Here is a 17,320-nt window from a genome sequence, read left to right as displayed (position 1 = left end):
TAATCCTCGATCCGGGCTGGCAACAGCGACGTCTGACCCCGATCAGTCCCTGAAATGTATCCCATGAAAATGGCCGCATCGTTTCCAATGCGGCCACCTTAATTGATTTGCCGGACTTCTCACACAGGCTGCGATGGCCGCCCTTTTTGTTTGTGAACGTCAGCTCGCTCGCCCTATCGCTTCGACATGGCAGGCTGACTGCCGGCCTGTGCGGAACTTCCTGCCGCCGGGGCCTGCTGCGCCCGCTGGCTGAGCCAGACGCTACCGAGCACAATGACGATACCGAACATCTGCATCGGACTTAGCTGCTGGCCGAGCACCACCCAACCCAGGATCACCGCAGTCGTCGGGCTGAGGAAGCCGAGCGGCGAGACCACCGAAGGTTCGAGCCGCGACAGGCCACGGAACCAGAGGATATAGGTGAGCGCCGCACCGATCAGCCCGAGATAGGTGAAGCCGAGAATATTTGCGCCGGTTAGGTGCGGCAGCGGCGGCTCGAGCAGCAGCGCGACCGGCAGCAGCAATAGGCCGCCCGCCGTCAGCTGCCATGCCGTAAAAGTCAGCGGCGAGACGTCTGGCCGCCAGCGGCGACTGAGCACGGTGCCGGCTGCCATGGAGCAGGCACCAGCAATGCCGGCGACGATGCCAATCGGATCGAGCGTCGCATTCGGCGTGAGGATCAGCAGCGCGACACCGCCGATGCCGGCAATGGCGGCGACAATGGAAAGGCTGCGGATCGGCGAACCCAGCAGGAAACGCGCCAGCACGATGACGATCAGCGGCTGAACGGCGCCGACAGTCGCCGCCACCCCGCCCGGCAGCCGATATGCCGAAATAAACAGCAGCCACCAGAAGATGGAGAAGTTCAGCGCCCCGAGGACGATCGACTTCAGCCACCAGATCCCATGCGGCAGACGCCGCACGATGGCAAGCAGCAGCAGCCCGGCGGGAAGGGCACGCAGCATGGCAACGGTAAGGGGATAGCCGGCCGGCAGCAGCTGCGTCGTCACCAGGTAGGTGCTGCCCCATATCGCGGGTGCGATGGCGGTCAGCAACAGGTCGAAATTGCGGTTCATGGCCTTGGCCTCAAATTTATCTTGACCTCAAGATAACCCGAACTGCCTTGACGTCAAGATAAATTCGTGGCGATGTCCCGCTATGGATCGTATCGACAAAATTCTTGAGCAATGGCGCCGTGAACGGCCGGATCTCGACACCACGGCGATGGGCCTCTTCGGGCGCATGCGCAACCTTACGCTCCATCTCTCGCGCGAAATGGAAAAGACCTTCGCAGGCTTCGACCTCAATTCGGCAAACTTCGACATGCTGGCGACCCTGCGCCGCTCGGGCGAACCTTATACCCTCTCCCCGAGCGACCTGATGGAAACGATGATGGTGACATCGGGCACGATGACCAATCGCATCGATCAGCTGGAGAAGGCCAGTCTCGTTGCCCGCAGCCAGAACCCGAATGACGGCCGCAGCTTCCTGATATCTCTCACGTCAAAGGGCTTCGAGCTGATCGACGCAGCAGTGACTGCGCATGTCGAAACGCAAACGCGATTAATCTCGACGCTCTCGGAAGAAGAGCGAACGGCGCTGGACGGCCTGCTGCGAAATTATTTAGCCGACTTCGAGCCTCACACCTAAGCCCACCGGCCGCTCGGTGCAGATATCTCGAATGCAGCCGCGCAGCCAGCGATGCGCCGGATCCGCATCCATCCGCGGATGCCAGAGCAGCGAGATCGTCACGTCGGACGTCGGCACCGGCAGCGCGAAACTATGCATATCGGTCCGCAGGTTGCCCGTATATCGCTCCGGCACGCTGACGATCAGGTCGGAGGCCCGCGCCAAGGCCAGCGCCGCCGAAAAACTGCCGACGATCGTTGCGATCTGGCGCTCCAGCCTCAGCCGCTCCAACGCCTCATCGATCTGCCCCTTCTGCAGGCCGCGCCGTGAAACCAGAATGTGCCGGCCGGCGGCATAACGTTCGGGCGTCACCGCGCCCTCGCTCAACGGATGCCCGTTCCGGACAACACCGATGAAGCGATCATGGAACAGCGCCTGCACTCGCAACTCCGGACCGGTATCATCCCCCACGACACCGGTCTCGAAGTCGATCGTTCCGTCGCGTAGCGGCGTGCTGTCCTTGTCCAGCTTCTGCGTGAAATAGAGCTGAACGCCAGGCGCTTGCTCTGCAATGCGCGCGATCAGTTCGGCGCCGAAATTCTCCACGAAGCCTTCACGGGTGCGCAACGTGAAAATTCGAGCAAGCTGCTTCAAATCCAGGGCCTCAGCGGGCCGCAAGGCCGCTTCCGCCTCCTGAACCAGCTGCCCGACGCGCTCGCGCAGCTCCAGGGCCCGCGGCGTCGGCACGAGTCCGCGCCCAGCTCTGACCAGCAGCGGATCGCCTGTCGTCTCGCGCAGACGGGCCAAAGCCCGGCTCATCGCCGATGGGCTGAGCCGCAATCGCCGAGCCGCGCGGGCGACGCTGCCTTCCGCAAGCAGGACATTGAGAGTGACGAGCAGATTGAGATCGGGCGTTGACATGGCGCGATCATAGCATGGTTTTGCCGATATATAGCGTCAAACGCACGAATGAAGTGCAAATGATGCGCGTTCCGCCATGCCAACCAAACGGCTACCTTCTGCGAGATCTTTAGACCTCGTTAGAATCGGAGTTCATGTTGAAACCAGCCATCCAAATACCAGACAAGACCGAATCCGGGCGCACGAAAGCCGCGCCTTCGATCCGCTGGGCACTCGCCAGCCTATCGCTTTCCATGCTGATGCCCTCGCTCGGCACCAGCATCGCCAATATCGCTCTGCCGACGCTCGCCCAGGCATTCGGCGCATCCTTCCAGCAGGTGCAATGGATCGTGCTTGCCTATCTGCTCGCCATCACGACGTTGATCGTGAGCGTCGGACGGCTTGGAGACATGGTCGGCCGCCGCCGGCTGCTGTTGGGCGGAATAGCTCTCTTCACCCTCGCTTCGCTCTTCGCCGGGATTGCACCGACGCTGTGGCTGCTGATTGGAGCCCGCGCCCTGCAGGGCCTCGGCGCCGCGATGATGATGGCGCTGACGGTGGCGATGGTCGGGGAGGCCGTCCCCAGGGAGAAAACCGGCAGCGCCATGGGCCTGCTCGGCACCATGTCTGCCATTGGAACCACCCTTGGCCCTTCGCTCGGCGGCATCCTCATAGCAAGTCTCGGCTGGGAGAGCATTTTCCTCGTCAATGTGCCGCTGGGCATTGCGAATTTCCTCATGGCCGCCCGCTTCCTGCCGGCGGATCGTCAGGATCGCAAAACCAAGCAAGGGCGGCTGGACACGATCGGCACCTTGCTGCTGGCCCTGACATTGGCCGCCTATGCACTCGCGATGACGATGGGGCACGGCAGTTTCGGTGCCGTAAATATCGGCCTGCTTCTGGCTGCAGCCCTCGGCGCCGCGCTCTTTGCGTTCACGGAGACGAAAGTGAAGTCGCCGCTGCTGCGCCTTTCCATGTTTAGCGATCGCGCGCTCAGCACAGGCCTTGCCATGAGCACCCTCGTCTCTACCGTCATAATGGCGACACTGGTGGTCGGCCCTTTCTATCTCTCCCGCGCCCTCGGCTTCGATGCGGCCCATGTCGGCGCCATCATGTCCGCCGGCCCGCTGGTGTCGGCCCTGACGGGCGTACCGGCTGGCCGCATCGTCGATCGCTTCGGCGCCCACCGTATGACCGTTACAGGTCTGATCGGCATGATTGCCGGCCTCTCCTTGCTCGCAGCGCTGCAAGGCAGATTCGGCGCCGCCGGTTATATCGGCCCGCTCGTCATCGTCACCGCGAACTATGCGCTCTTTCAGGCGTCCAACAACACCACGATCATGAGCGACATCACTCAGGAGCAGCGCGGCGTCATTTCCGGCATGCTGAGCCTGTCGCGGAACCTCGGGCTGATAACAGGCGCATCCGTTATGGGCGCGATCTTCACACTGGCGTCGGGAACGACCGATATCACCACAGCACACCCGGAAGCGATTGCAACGGGCATGCAGATCACCTTCGCGATCGGCGCCTTGCTGATCGTCGCGACATTGATCGTCGCCATCACCGGCCTGGCTTTTGCAAAGCGCGATGCGCTCTCCCGGGAAGCTTCTTGAGAACACGACAAGCAGGGATGGCGGATAACAAGCCCGCCATCCGATCAAACCGGTCCGTGGCTGCCGAATTCGGATGAGGCGAAGTCGAGAAAGCTGCGAAGCTTCGGCGTGATGCGGCGATCCGGTGCGTGGAGAATATGCAGTTGACGGGTCGGCACGCGGTACTCCGGCAGCAGAGGCACCAGCGCGCCCGTCTCCAAGCTGGATTGAATGAGCTCGATCGACTGCAGGACGATGCCTAGCCCCGCCAGGGCTGCCTTGAGCAGCGCCTCGCCATTGTCGATCATCAGCCGGCCGGAGATCGGAATGCTGACATTTCCATCCGGCCCTTCGAAATCCCAGTGCGTTCTCAACATGGTATGCGAGAAGATCAGGCACTCGTGATCCCGCAGATCATCCGGCTTGGAGGGAACGCCATGGGAGCGCAGATAGCTCGGCGCCGCGCAGATCACCAACCGATACGGGCCGAGGCGGCGGGCGATCAATCCGCTGTCGGCGAGCTCCCCGATGCGAAACACCGCGTCGTAGCCCTCGTCGATCAGATCCACCATCCGGTTCGTCAGAGACAATTCGAACGAAACCTCCGGATGCGCGCTCAGATATTTGGGGAGCACCGGTGCGAGCGCGTGGATTCCGAAGGTAACGGGTGCGTTAACCCTCAGCTTGCCGCGCGGCACGGCCCGGCTCTCCGCCGCCAGCGCCTCAGCCGCCTCGACCTCGGCCAGGATATTGCGCGAGCGCTCGTAAAACTGGCTGCCGACCTCCGTCAGATGCTGGCGGCGCGTGGTACGGTTCAGCAGCCGAACACCGAGATGCTGCTCGAGAAATTGCACATGCTTGCCGACGAGCTGCGGCGACATGTTCAATGCGTCCGCTGCGGCGCTGAACGAGCCGAGCTCGACCGCCCTGACGAAGATGCTCATGCTGGAAAAGCGATCCATTGGAAACATTCCGTTTCAAGTATAGTGCCCTATAGCTCACTTATCCGGATCTGGCGATAATCGTATTCATTGGTCAGCAACAACAAGGAGCTGACCAATATGAAAATCGCTGTCATCGGAACTGGAAATATGGGCGCGGGCCTGGCACGGCTGCTGGCCGGAACAGGATCTGATGTGGTTATCGGTCATCGCGATCCCGCAAAGGCTGCTTCCTTCGCCGCAGAACTGGGCAGCAATATCGAGGCGGGCGGCATTGCCGCCGCTGTCAAGCTCGCGGATATCGTCATACTGGCCGTGCCCTACGGCGCCGTGGCAGAAACGCTGAAGGCGGTTGGTAATCTCAAGGGCAAGGTGCTTATCGATATCAGCAACCCCGTCACATCAGACTTCCGCGGTCTCGTCGTCGGACATTCGACCTCTGCTGCCGAGGAAATTCAGGCGCTCGCACCGGAGGCAACGGTGGTGAAGGCGTTCAACACCATCTTCTCGCAGTTGCTGCCCGTCGAGGGGCGCAACGGAAAGGTGCTTCAGGTCTTCGTTGCCGGTGACGATGAGAAGGCTAAGGATACCGTATCTCGCCTCGCCAAATCCGCCGGCTTCGAAGCGGTCGACGCGGGTCCGCTCACCAATGCTCGTTTCCTCGAGCCCATCGGCGAGATGAACATCCACTTCGGCTTCTTCCTCGGCAAAGGCCCCAGCGTGGCGCCTGGCTGGGTTCAGGTCTGACGGCACTCGGCACGACAAGGAGACGAAAGAGGCTCGGAGTCTTCACTCTGAGCCTCTTTGCATGGGCGGACGGCGACCCGCGATTAGAAGCTTGCCGTCATCGGATCCGGGCCGATACGGCCGCTGGCCGAATCGAGCTTGGCGATCTCAGCCAGATCGTCGCTGTCGAGCTTGAAGTCGAAGACTTTCAAGTTCTCTTCGATACGGCTCGGCGTCACCGATTTCGGGATAACGATCAGGCCATTGTCGATGTGCCAGCGAATGATGACCTGCGCCGGCGTGCGGCCGTGCTTTGCAGCGACCTTGCCGATCGTGGCATTCTCCAGAAGCTTGCCCTGGCCGAGCGGGCTCCAGGATTCGGTCTTGATGCCGAGCTTGTCGTGCACTTCGCGCAGAGCCTTCTGCTGGAAGGTCGGATGCAGCTCGATCTGGTTGAGCACGGGCGTGACGCCGGTCTCGCCGATGATGCGGTCGAGATGTTCCTTGGCGAAGTTGGAAACGCCGATCGAGCGGGCGCGGCCTTCTTCCTTCAGGCGCACGAAGGCCTTCCAGCTGTCGAGATAACGGTTCCGGTGCGGCGACGGCCAATGAATGAGGTAGAGATCGACATAATCGGTGCCGAGCCGCTTCAGGCCATCGTCGAAAGCCTTGAGGGTAGAATCGAAGCCCTGCGCCTCGTTCCACAGCTTGGTGGTCAGGAAGATATCCTTGCGGGCAACGCCGGACTGGCGCATGCCTTCGCCGACGCCATCCTCGTTGGCATAGATGGCTGCGGTATCGACATGGCGATAGCCGGCTTTCAAAGCGGTGCTGACGGCCATCGGCGCGACGTCTTCCGGCGTCTGCCAGACGCCGAGGCCGACCTGCGGAATGGAATTGCCGTCATTGAAAGTGATCGTCGTTTGCGTGGTCACGATAAGTCTCCAAAGAATGAGAAGTGGGTGGAGTGAAGGCGTGATTTAAATTTTGAAAGAAACAATTTGGGCCAAGCCCGCGCGGGCGTGCCAATAGGAGAGCTATATAATAGAGAATATTGGGATTTTAACCCCACGTAGCGTTTCAGGCAATGCGAACTGTCGACCTTTTCGCAGCAAGGGAAGGGTCTGCCGCATCGGCGGCTGCGCTCCTCGACATCACAACACGGCCACCGGAGTGATCAAAAATTCGAACCGTATCGGCGCGCGATTTTTGCCCGGCGCAGTACCCGCGACAAATGTGGCAGCGGCCCGCTCGGCTCCACTCTCGCCTTTTCCATTTGCTCACATGTTTTTGCTTTGCGCGTGATTTCATTTGAAATCATAGCAGTTTCAACCAAACGACCAAGCCTGGGCTGCCTCGCGACTTGCTAAAAATGCAATTTGGCGTAGGACTTAGGTGGGATTAGAACGAGGATCCGAACGGCATGACGGCACGCACCATACTCCTGGTGGACGATGATAACGACCTGCGCGAGATGTTGGTCGAGCAATTATCGCTTTACGAGGAATTCAATGTCCTGCAGGAGGTGACGGCCGGAAAGGGTGTGCAGACCGCGCGTACCGTGCCTGTCGATCTCCTCATCATGGATGTCGGGCTGCCCGACATGGATGGTCGCGAAGCCGTGAAACTGCTGCGCAAGAACGGCTTCAAGCCGCCGATCATCATGCTGACCGGCCACGACACGGATTCCGACACCATCCTCGGCCTCGAAGCCGGCGCGAACGATTATGTGACCAAACCCTTCCGCTTCGCCGTCCTGCTCGCCCGCATCCGTGCGCAGCTGCGCCAGCACGAGCAGAGCGAGGACGCGACGTTCACCGTCGGCCGCTACCTCTTCAAACCAAGCCAGAAGCTTTTGACCACCGAAGACGGGCAGAAGATCCGCCTTACGGAAAAGGAAGCCGCCATCATCCGCTATCTCTATCGCGCCGACCAGAAGGTCGTGACCCGCGATATCCTGCTCGAAGAAGTCTGGGGCTACAATTCCGGCGTGACCACCCACACGCTCGAGACCCACGTCTATCGCCTGCGCCAGAAGATCGAGCGCGATCCCTCCAACGCCGAAATTCTGGTAACGGAAAACGGCGGCTACAAGATCATCCCGTAGGCGACAGATATGGCGCTGAACGACGATATCCGACTGCTGTCGCAACTGCCGCTCTTCCACGGCATGGGCGATGAGCCGTTGCGGCTGATCGCCTTCGGCGCCGACCGCCGTCATGTAAACGAGGGTCAGACGCTTTTCAGGGAAAAATCGCCCGCCGAATGCGCCTATGTCGTCACACGCGGCAGTTTCGAGCTCAGCACGATCGATGCGGCCGGACAGAAGCAGGTGGAAGCGGTCGTCCAGGCCGGCACCATGCTTTCGGAGCTTGCGATGGTAACGCTGGTGGAGCGGAAATACACGGCCGTCGCCGCCGAAGAGTCCGACGTGATCCGCATCACGCGCGCACTCTTCCACCGGTTGATCGAGGAATATCCCGATGCCGGCCTGCTGATCCAGAACCGCATCCGCGAAAACTTCGCGGCCCTTGCCAGGCAGACGGCCGCACTTCTCGGCCGTTTTTCCTGACCTTAGACGACGATCCTAGAGATCGAAATGCGCCGTGACGGGCACGTGGTCGGACGGGCGATCCCAGCCGCGCGCTGCCTTCAGGATCTCGATCCGCTGCAGATGCGGGCCGAGATCGGATGACGACCAGATATGGTCGAGGCGACGACCGCGATCGGCGGCCTCCCAATCCTTGGCGCGATAGCTCCACCACGTATAGAGCTTCTCATTGGCAGGCACCTGCTGGCGCATCAGGTCGAGCCAGGCGCCGCGCTTCATCACCTCGATCAGCCCATCGGTCTCGACCGGCGTGTGGCTGACGATCTTCAGGAGCTGCTTGTGCGACCAGACGTCATGTTCCAGCGGCGCAATATTGAGATCGCCGACGAGGATCGCAGAGGTGTTCTGCTCGGCATTCGCATGCAGCCGCTTCATCTCCTCGATGAAATCGAGCTTGTGGCCGAATTTCGGATTGATCTCCCGATCCGGCTCGTCACCGCCCGCCGGAACATAGAAATTGTGCAGGCGAATGCGGCGGCCGCCGCGCTCGAAGATCGCCGAGATGTGCCGGCTGTCGCCGACATTGCAGTAGTCCTGCCGGTGATCCTCCATCAGCGGGAATCGCGAGGCGATCGCGACACCATGATAGCCTTTCTGGCCATGAATGATGATGTGCTCGTAGCCGAGCGCCCTGAGCGGCGAATAGGGGAAAAGCTCGTTCGGAACCTTGGTTTCCTGCAGGCAGAGAATGTCAGGCCGGGCCTGCATGACGAACTGCTCAACGATGGGCATGCGCAGCCGCACCGAGTTGATGTTCCACGTCGCAATCGAAAATCCCATGCCCAAGCCTTTCCCCTCTCGCGCAATTCCAGGAAAAATGCGCCGCGGTTTTCCGTCCGGAATTGCGTCAAAACAGACAGCCAAGGCGATTCAGCGAAACGCTGAAGCGCCTAGTCAGCGTAAGGCTTTAGACCGGCTGCAACGGAAAGAAAAGGCCATTCGGGCGCGTCCCCGGCCAGCGGGCCGGAGATGCGGTCGCTGCGGATATCAGCGCGTATAATCGATACGGAAAACGCTGTCGTCGAAGGCGACGTTGGTCTTGACGTTGTTGATGATGACGTCGGTCGTCTTGCCCTGCGGATCGATGACGGTCCATTGGCGCAGGTCGTAGCTCTTCGAATCGAAGATCATCGTGATCGTCGAATCACCGAAGACGGTGCGGTTGCCGAGCGTAATCTTGGTCAAGTCCGGCTTCGAATCGACATCGCGCACCATGTCGGCGGAAAGGTCGATCTTGTTGGCGAGCAGCAGGCTCAGCGGCGTCTTCGACAGCTGATACATGTTACGCGTCTGCGTCTGGTCGTTGATGACCTGCACGTTGTTACCGTCGCAGATCACGCGCATCCGGGATGGCGGATCGTAGTTGAAGCGCATCTTGCCTGGCCGCTGAATGAAGAAGGAGCCGCTCATCTGATCGCCGCGCGGTCCGATCTGCAGAAAGCCGCCCTTCATCGTCTTGATGGACGAGAAGTGATCGGCGATGGCCTGGGCAATGCCGGGATTGAGGTTGGCTGCAGCTGCCTGTGCCGGTGCTTGCGCCTGGGCCTGCGCAAAGGCCGAAACCGGCAGTGCGCCCGCCGCGCCGACTGCGACCGCGGCGCCGAGAAAATGCCGGCGGGTCAGGGAAAGTCGGTTGGACGGCTGCGCATCAATCTTTGTCATCGAATTCTCCTTCATGCTTCGTCCATGGCGCGCAAAGTCGGCGTCTTCATGGCGCGGCGGCCCATGGCCGGCAAGGGGCCGCGATCAAATTTGCCTGACAATAGGCGGGATATATGACACGGAAAGGCGGTTCGCCTCAGCGATCCAGAATATCCGCTTCGGTGGGAACGAGAATTTCGCGCTTGCCGGCATGGTTGGCCGGGCCGATCACGCCCTCCTGCTCCATGCGCTCGATCAGAGAAGCGGCGCGGTTGTAACCGATGCCGAGACGGCGCTGGATGTAAGAGGTCGAGGCCTTGCCATCGCGCAGCACGATTGCAACCGCCTGATCGTAAGGGTCTTCCGAATCCGAGAGATTGGAAGTGCCTGCCGGACCATGGCCGTCATCATCCTCGTCGTCATCTTCGGTGATCGCGTCGAGATATTGTGGCGCGCCCTGCGTCTTCAGGTAGGCGACGATATCTTCCACCTCGCCGTCGGCGACGAAGGGGCCATGAACGCGCTGGATGCGCCCACCGCCGGCCATGTAGAGCATGTCGCCCATGCCGAGCAGCTGTTCCGCGCCCTGCTCCCCAAGAATGGTGCGGCTGTCGATCTTCGACGTCACCTGGAAGGAGATGCGCGTCGGGAAGTTCGCCTTGATCGTACCGGTGATGACGTCGACCGACGGGCGCTGCGTCGCCATGATGACATGGATGCCGGCTGCACGCGCCATCTGCGCCAGGCGCTGCACCGCGCCTTCGATGTCCTTGCCGGCGACCATCATCAGGTCGGCCATTTCGTCGATGATGACGACGATGTAAGGCATCGGCTTCAGGTCGAATTCTTCGGTCTCGTAGATCGCCTCGCCGGTGTGGCGGTCGAAACCGGTCTGCACCGTCCGGCTGATCGCCTCGCCCTTGGCGACAGCCTGCTCGACGCGCGTATTGAAGCCGTCGATGTTGCGCACGCCGATCTTCGACATCTTCTTATAGCGCTCTTCCATCTCGCGGACGGTCCATTTGAGCGCGACGACCGCCTTCTTCGGGTCGGTGACGACGGGCGACAGCAGATGCGGAATACCGTCATAGACGGAGAGTTCCAGCATCTTTGGATCGATCATGATCAGGCGGCACTGTTCCGGCGTCATGCGGTAGAGCAGCGACAGGATCATCGTGTTGATTGCGACCGATTTGCCCGAGCCTGTGGTACCTGCCACGAGCAGATGCGGCATCTTCGCGAGATCGGCGATGACGGGCTCGCCGCCGATCGTCTTGCCGAGCGCCATGGCGAGCTTGGCTTTCGAAGACTCGAAATCGCGGCTGGCGACGAGCTCGCGCAGATAGACCGTCTCGCGGGTGGAATTCGGCAGTTCGATGCCGATGGCGTTGCGGCCGGGAACCACTGCGACGCGCGCTGCGATCGCGCTCATCGAGCGGGCGATGTCGTCGGCAAGGCCGATGACGCGGGACGACTTGATGCCGGGTGCCGGTTCCAGTTCGTACAGCGTGACGACAGGGCCTGGACGGACGTGGATGATCTCGCCCTTGACGCCGAAATCCTCGAGCACGCCTTCGAGCATGCGCGCATTCTGCTCCAGCGCATCCGCCGAAAGTGTAGCGTCGCGGGCAACGGCCTTCGGCTCGGAAAGCAGGTGCACGGCGGGAAGCTGGAAGCCGTAGGGGCGGATGAAGGATGTCTGCGCCTCGCGCTCCGCCCGCGCCCCCGGCTTCGGGCGTGCTGCGGCAGGAATCACGCGCTGACCGGCCGCAGCCTTCGGCGAAGCTGGACGCAACGGCCATTCGTCGTCTTCATCGTCAGGCAGAATGCCGGCCGGGCGCGGCGGGTCGCGGTCGTAGGACGAATCATCGTCCTCATCCTCGTGGTCGCCGAGACTGATCGATGGGGCAGAAACGACGCGGCGTGCGGCCGAACCTTCGAGCGACGGCTCGACACGCGCTATCGGCGCCTTGGCGCGCGCAGGCTCGTTCAGCGTGCCGAATTCGTCGTCATTGAAATCGTAAGGGGCATCGAAGGCATGGTCGCGGCGCTTGCGCGGGCCCATGCCGAAGAGGCGGCGAAGGCGGGCCTGGGTGTTGTACCAGGCATGCATGACCGCACCGAATGCCATGAAGTTGCTGAGGAAGCTACCGCGGTCGTCATCCTCGCCCTCATCGCCGACGCGGCGCGCGCGGCTGCGCGTTTCCTCGTAATCGTCCTCATCCTCCTCATCCTCAACGGGGCCTTCCCCGATCACGCCTGCGCCGAAGAGCATGAGCCAGGCCGCGGGAACGGCGAGGACGCAACCGATCACGATGGCGACAACGCCGCTCGGATAGGTGCCGATGAAAAGGGCGGGAAAGCGCAGGAGGATATCGCCGACAACCCCGCCGATGCCGTTCGGGATCGGCCAGGTGGGCGGCGCGGGAAAGCAGGCCATGGAGCCGGCCGCGACGATGCAGCCGCCGAGCCACGCGCCAAGGCGCGACGGCACGCGATTGAGCTTGCGGTTGGAAATCATCGCGAAAGCCCAGGCGGCAACAGGCAGCATTGCGACAAGGGAGGCAAGGCCGAGGGCCTGCATCAGGACATCGGCAAATGCGGCGCCGGGAAAACCGAGCAGGTTGGTCGGGACATTGGCTGTGGCGTAGGAGTAGCTCGGATCCATGACGTTCCAGGTCGCCAGCGCAGCGACCGCCAGCGCCAGCAGGAACAGCAGCGCAAAGCCCGCCAGACCCTTGATCTGACGCCAAACGACACTCGATAGCGATAAGCGGTCGGGGCGACCGCTCAACGCCGCCGAATTGCTTCTGCCCATGGTATTCAGCCCCGTTCCTTATCGAAAGCGCAAGCGAATCGGTCGATGCCCACTCGCCGGCAGGTTAGCTCTACCTAATCAGAGGAGGGTTAATGGCATGTTAACCATGCGCCCCAAGGTGTCGAATCGCCGGCCTTGGCGCGCAAGTGGCGCTGCATAAACAAAAAAGGCCCGAACCGAGGTTCGGGCCAAAAGCAACCCATTTGCGATGAAACAGGCTGCGACGGGATGTTCAGCGATGCCGGCTGTTGGCTCCGGCATCGCAAGCTCGGATCAGGAATTGTGGTAGGCAGCTTCGCCGTGCGAGGCGAGGTCGAGACCTTCGCGCTCGGCTTCCGGAGCGACGCGCAGGCCGATGATGATGTCGACGACCTTGTAGAGGATCGCAGAACCGATACCGCACCACAGGATGGTGGTGACGACTGCGGTCAGCTGCACCATGACCTGGCTGCTCATGGTGACGCCATCGGCATAGCCGACGCCGCCGAGCGATGCGCTGGCGAAGACGCCGGTCGCGATGGCACCGAAGATGCCGCCGACGCAATGGACGCCGAAAACGTCAGCCGTATCGTCGTAGCCGAACTTGTTCTTCACGACGGACACGAAGAAGTAGCACAGCGGCGAGACGATCAGACCCATGACGATCGCGCCCATCGGGCCGGCGATACCGGCAGCAGGCGTGATCGCGACGAGGCCGGCGACCATGCCGGAAGCGCCGCCGAGCATGGAAGCCTTGCCGCGGGTGAAGGTTTCAACCAGCGACCACGAGATGATGGCGGCAGCGGTTGCGATGAAGGTGTTGACGGTGGCGAGCATCGCGCCGCCCGAGGCTTCGAGATTCGAACCAGCGTTGAAACCGAACCAGCCCACCCAGAGCATCGAAGCGCCGACCATGGTCAGCGTCATCGAATGCGGGGCCATCATGTCCTTGCCGAAGCCGACGCGCTTGCCGACCAGGAGGGCACCGACGATGCCAGCGATACCGGCATTGATGTGAACGACGGTGCCGCCTGCGAAGTCGAGTGCGCCCATCTTGAAGAGCATGCCGTTCGAATCCCAGACCATGTGAGCGATCGGGAAGTAGACGAAGGTCGCCCACAGCGCGCAGAAGAGAACCGATGCGCCAAACTTGATGCGCTCGGCATAGGCGCCGATGATCAGTGCCGGTGTGATGGCGGCAAAGGTCATCTGGAACAGCATGAAGATGAACTCAGGAATGACGACGCCCTTGGAGAAGGTCGGAGCCGTGGTTGCGGTCGAAACGCCCGAAAGGAACATCTTCGCCGTGCCGCCCCAATAGGGGCTGGTGCCGCCGCCGAAGGCGAAGGAATAGCCGTAGAGGACCCAGATGATCATCACGACGGCGCCGATCATCGTGCACTGCATCAGCACGGAAAGCATGTTCTTCGAGCGGACGAGGCCGCCGTAGAATAGCGCCAGACCTGGCACGAGCATGAACAGCACAAGAATGGTGGAGATGAACATGAAGGCGGTGTCGCCCTTGTCCGGTACCGGCGCTGCGGCAGTCGCAGCAGCGGCGGCGGCTGGAGCCGCTTCCTGCGCGAAAGCAATCGCCGGCGCGAGCACGGCCGCAGAAAGCATACCCACCCGTGTCAGGGCGGAGGAAAGCTTGGAAATTGACATGCAAATAACTCCCTGATCAGCCGTGTCTTACAGAGCTTCAGAATCGGTTTCGCCCGTACGGATGCGCACGGCATGGTCGATCGAATAGACAAAGATCTTGCCGTCGCCGATCTGGCCGGTCTTGGCGGCCGACGCGATGGCCTCGACGGCTTTGTCGACGATCTCGGACGCGACTGCGACCTCGATCTTCAGCTTCGGCAGGAAGCTGACGGCATATTCGGTGCCGCGATAGATCTCGGTGTGCCCCTTCTGGCGCCCGTAGCCTTTCACTTCAGTTACAGTCAGGCCCTGAATGCCGACAGCGGTGAGGGCCTCGCGGACCTCATCGAGCTTGAACGGCTTGATAATGGCCATCACAATTTTCATCTGGTTTCCCATCCTTTGTTTAGCCTCGGCCTTGAGCCGACTCTCCTTGCCGCCGACGAGTGTTTCAGCAGCGACTGGAGATACACATTCAAAGGACGTGCCAGATTCGTGACACATTTATAAACTATTGAAATTAAACAGATTTATTGTCGACGCCCAATAAGTTGGCGTTCAACGACAGAGCAAGAGCACAAATAAAGTGCATATTTATAAATTTGCACTTTATTTAATCATTTGCCTTTTTGCGAATCAGGCCCTCCTGCGCCACCGACGCAATCAGGACACCGGATCGCGTAAACAGGCTGCCGCGGGTAAAACCGCGCGCGCCGGAAGCGCTCGGGCTTTCCTGGCTATAGAGCAGCCAATCGTCGAGCTTGAACGGGCGGTGAAACCACATGGCGTGGTCGAGGCTTGCCACCTGAATGCTTGAGTCCAGAACCGATGTGCCGTGCGCATTAAGAGCAACATCGAGCAGGGTCATGTCCGAGAGATAGGCGAGCACCGCCTTCTGATAGAGCTGGTCATCCGGCACGGGGCCGGTCAAGCGCACCCAGATATTCTGCCTTTGGCTTGGCTGAGAGCGGGAGAAATAACTTTCGATCGAGACCGGCCGGATTTCGATCGCTCGCCTGCCTGCCCAATAGCGGCGCACGTTCTCGGGCGCGTGCACGAGATATCGCGCCTTGATCTGCTCTTCATCCATCAACTCCTCAGGCATCGGCACCCGCGGCATCTCTCCCTGATGCTCGAAGCCGGGCTCGTCGGCCTGGAACGAGGCCGTCAGCGCAAAGATCGCCTTGCCGTGCTGGATCGCCAGCACGCGCCGCGTGTTGAAGCTGGAGCCGTCACGCAGACGATCGACCTGATAAAGGATCGGAACCGAGGGATCGCCCGGCAACATGAAATAGGCATGCAGGGAATGCGCGAAGCGATCTCCCTCGACCGTCCGCTGCGCCGCCATCAATGCCTGGCCGATGACCTGCCCGCCGAACACACGCTGCCAGCCCACCTGCGGGCTATTGCCGCGAAACAGGTTCATCTCGATCGTTTCCAGATCGAGCGTCGCAAGCACGGTTTCCATGGGGGTGGGCTTTTCCGTCTCTCGCGACATTTTGCTTGAACTCCGATGGTAGGAACGACGAATAGGATGCTCTATATAGAACAGGAAGTGACAGTAAGACACAGGGAAGCGCTATGTTGGACATGCTGGTAGTAGGTGGCGGATATGTGGGTCTTGCCGCAGCCGTTGCAGTCAAACAAGCGGCTCCGCATCTCGACGTCATGGTCATTGAAGCCGCTCCGGAGAGCGTCTGGAAGCAGGATATGCGGGCCTCAGCAATTATCGCCGCCGCTTCCAAGATGCTGGATGTGCTTGATGTCTGGGACGAGATCGCGCCGGAGGCCGAGCCGATCACCCGCATGATCGTCACCGATTCGCGCACCAGCGATCCCGTACGCCCGGTCTTCCTCACCTTCGACGGCGAAGTGGCCGAAGGCCAGCCTTTTGCCCATATGGTGCCCAATCTCACTATGGTCGGCGCGTTGCGCGGCGCCTGCGAGCGCCTGGGCATTACGATCAAGCATGGCCTCAGCGCCACGGAATTCGTCACCGACGACACAAAGACCACGCTCACCCTTTCGGATGGCACCACGCTGGAAACCCGGCTCCTGGTCGCCTGCGACGGCGTGCGCTCGAAGCTGCGCGACATGGCCGGCATCAAGACGGTCAACTGGGATTACGGCCAGTCAGGCATCGTCGTCACCGTGGAGCATGAGCGCCCGCACGGCGGCTGCGCCGAGGAGCATTTCCTGCCCTCCGGCCCCTTCGCCATCCTGCCGCTGAAGAACAACCGCTCCTCGCTCGTCTGGACGGAGCGCACCTCCAACGCCGAGCGGCTGATCGCCTCGGACGATCTCGTTTTCGAGGAAGAACTGGAGCGCCGTTTCGGCCACAAGCTCGGCACCCTGCGCGCCGTCGGCGATCGCCGCGCCTTTCCTCTCGGCCTGACGCTCGCCCGCGCCTTCGTCGCGCCCCGCTTTGCGCTGGCAGGCGATGCAGCGCACGGTATCCACCCGATCTCTGGCCAGGGCCTTAATCTCGGCTTCAAGGATGTGGCGGCGCTGGCCGAAACCATCGTCGAAGCGGATCGCCTCGGCCTCGACATCGGCTCGATCAATATCCTGGAGCGCTACCAGACCTGGCGGCGCTTCGACACCTTCCGCATGGGGGTGACGACCGACGTGCTGAACCGACTGTTCTCCAACGATATCTCGCCCCTGCGCATCGCTCGCGACCTCGGCCTCGGCATCGTCGATCGACTGCCCAGCCTCAAATCCTTCTTCATCGGCCAGGCCGCAGGCACGACCGCTAGGGACAATCCGCGCCTGCTGGCTGGTGAAGCGATCTGAAGGATCGAGACCGGACGACAGCGTAATTCGCCCGCGAATG

General features: G+C 61.4%; 15 protein-coding genes and 1 pseudogene. 6 read left to right on the top strand and 10 right to left on the bottom strand.

All coding sequences use genetic code 11. The annotated features are described in order from the left end of the window. Positions 1–173: 173 nt before the first annotated feature. Positions 174–1,076 carry an EamA family transporter gene (locus tag QD409_RS17655; RefSeq protein ID WP_092856071.1) on the bottom strand — a complete coding sequence of 301 codons (903 nt, stop codon included), beginning with the start codon at positions 1,074–1,076 and terminating at the stop codon, positions 174–176. 82 nt (positions 1,077–1,158) lie between these two features. On the opposite strand from QD409_RS17655, the gene QD409_RS17650 reads away from it, so the two are divergent. Continuing rightward, positions 1,159–1,650, top strand: coding sequence for a MarR family winged helix-turn-helix transcriptional regulator (locus QD409_RS17650; protein WP_092856069.1), 492 nt, complete (start codon positions 1,159–1,161; stop codon positions 1,648–1,650). On the opposite strand, the gene QD409_RS17645 is transcribed toward QD409_RS17650, so the two are convergent. Further along, positions 1,624–2,550: a LysR family transcriptional regulator gene (locus QD409_RS17645; protein ID WP_092856067.1), complete on the bottom strand. Its 927-nt coding sequence runs from the start codon at positions 2,548–2,550 to the stop codon at positions 1,624–1,626. The genes QD409_RS17650 and QD409_RS17645 overlap by 27 nt on opposite strands. Before the next feature lie 134 nt (positions 2,551–2,684). Between QD409_RS17645 and QD409_RS17640 the strand changes: the two genes are divergently transcribed. Beyond that, positions 2,685–4,145, top strand: coding sequence for an MFS transporter (locus QD409_RS17640; RefSeq protein ID WP_430763238.1), 1,461 nt, complete (start codon positions 2,685–2,687; stop codon positions 4,143–4,145). A 44-nt stretch (positions 4,146–4,189) separates the two neighbouring features. On the opposite strand, the gene QD409_RS17635 is transcribed toward QD409_RS17640, so the two are convergent. Continuing rightward, positions 4,190–5,086 (bottom strand): LysR family transcriptional regulator, encoded by an 897-nt coding sequence (locus QD409_RS17635; RefSeq protein WP_430763237.1) that lies wholly within the window; start codon positions 5,084–5,086, stop codon positions 4,190–4,192. 69 nt (positions 5,087–5,155) lie between these two features. Between QD409_RS17635 and QD409_RS17630 the strand changes: the two genes are divergently transcribed. Next, a complete protein-coding gene (locus QD409_RS17630) occupies positions 5,156–5,812 on the top strand; it encodes an NADPH-dependent F420 reductase (protein WP_430763236.1) in 657 nt (218 codons plus the stop codon). Between the two features lie 83 nt (positions 5,813–5,895). Here QD409_RS17630 and QD409_RS17625 read toward each other — a convergent pair whose 3' ends face one another. Beyond that, a complete protein-coding gene (locus QD409_RS17625) occupies positions 5,896–6,726 on the bottom strand; it encodes an aldo/keto reductase (protein WP_092856061.1) in 831 nt (276 codons plus the stop codon). Positions 6,727–7,214: 488 nt separating this feature from the next. Between QD409_RS17625 and QD409_RS17620 the strand changes: the two genes are divergently transcribed. Together QD409_RS17620 and QD409_RS17615 are read left to right on the top strand one after the other, a co-directional pair. Beyond that, positions 7,215–7,898, top strand: coding sequence for a response regulator transcription factor (locus tag QD409_RS17620; protein WP_004125729.1), 684 nt, complete (start codon positions 7,215–7,217; stop codon positions 7,896–7,898). 9 nt (positions 7,899–7,907) lie between these two features. Beyond that, positions 7,908–8,363: a cyclic nucleotide-binding domain-containing protein gene (locus QD409_RS17615; RefSeq protein ID WP_092856059.1), complete on the top strand. Its 456-nt coding sequence runs from the start codon at positions 7,908–7,910 to the stop codon at positions 8,361–8,363. A 15-nt stretch (positions 8,364–8,378) separates the two neighbouring features. Here QD409_RS17615 and QD409_RS17610 read toward each other — a convergent pair whose 3' ends face one another. From QD409_RS17610 to tesB, 6 genes are all read right to left on the bottom strand, one after another. Next, positions 8,379–9,182, bottom strand: a complete 804-nt coding sequence (locus QD409_RS17610) for an exodeoxyribonuclease III (protein WP_430763235.1) — start codon at positions 9,180–9,182, stop codon at positions 8,379–8,381. A 207-nt stretch (positions 9,183–9,389) separates the two neighbouring features. Then, on the bottom strand, positions 9,390–10,064 hold the full coding sequence (locus tag QD409_RS17605) for an outer-membrane lipoprotein carrier protein LolA (protein WP_430763234.1): 675 nt from the start codon (positions 10,062–10,064) through the stop codon (positions 9,390–9,392). 136 nt (positions 10,065–10,200) lie between these two features. After that, positions 10,201–12,861 carry a DNA translocase FtsK 4TM domain-containing protein gene (locus QD409_RS17600; protein ID WP_430763233.1) on the bottom strand — a complete coding sequence of 887 codons (2,661 nt, stop codon included), beginning with the start codon at positions 12,859–12,861 and terminating at the stop codon, positions 10,201–10,203. Positions 12,862–13,134: 273 nt separating this feature from the next. Beyond that, complete coding sequence (locus tag QD409_RS17595; protein WP_430763232.1) at positions 13,135–14,505, bottom strand: ammonium transporter; 1,371 nt, start codon at positions 14,503–14,505, stop codon at positions 13,135–13,137. 27 nt (positions 14,506–14,532) lie between these two features. Further along, the gene (locus QD409_RS17590; protein ID WP_034509110.1) at positions 14,533–14,883 is read right to left on the bottom strand and encodes a P-II family nitrogen regulator; all 351 of its coding nucleotides are present in this window, start codon (positions 14,881–14,883) and stop codon (positions 14,533–14,535) included. A 214-nt stretch (positions 14,884–15,097) separates the two neighbouring features. Continuing rightward, entirely contained in the window at positions 15,098–15,982 is an 885-nt protein-coding gene (gene tesB, locus QD409_RS17585) for an acyl-CoA thioesterase II (RefSeq protein WP_092856051.1), read from the bottom strand. Positions 15,983–16,059: 77 nt separating this feature from the next. Between tesB and QD409_RS17580 the strand changes: the two are divergent. Continuing rightward, positions 16,060–17,280: pseudogene (locus QD409_RS17580) on the top strand (ubiquinone biosynthesis hydroxylase); the annotation flags it as partial. Positions 17,281–17,320 lie beyond the last annotated feature (40 nt).

Origin of the sequence: Rhizobium sp. BR 315 (genome assembly GCF_050577975.1) — a bacterium.
GTDB classification, from domain to species: Bacteria; Pseudomonadota; Alphaproteobacteria; order Rhizobiales; family Rhizobiaceae; genus Rhizobium; species Rhizobium miluonense.
Note: the sequence above shows the minus strand (reverse complement) of the source record. Positions and strands in the feature narration are given on the sequence as shown.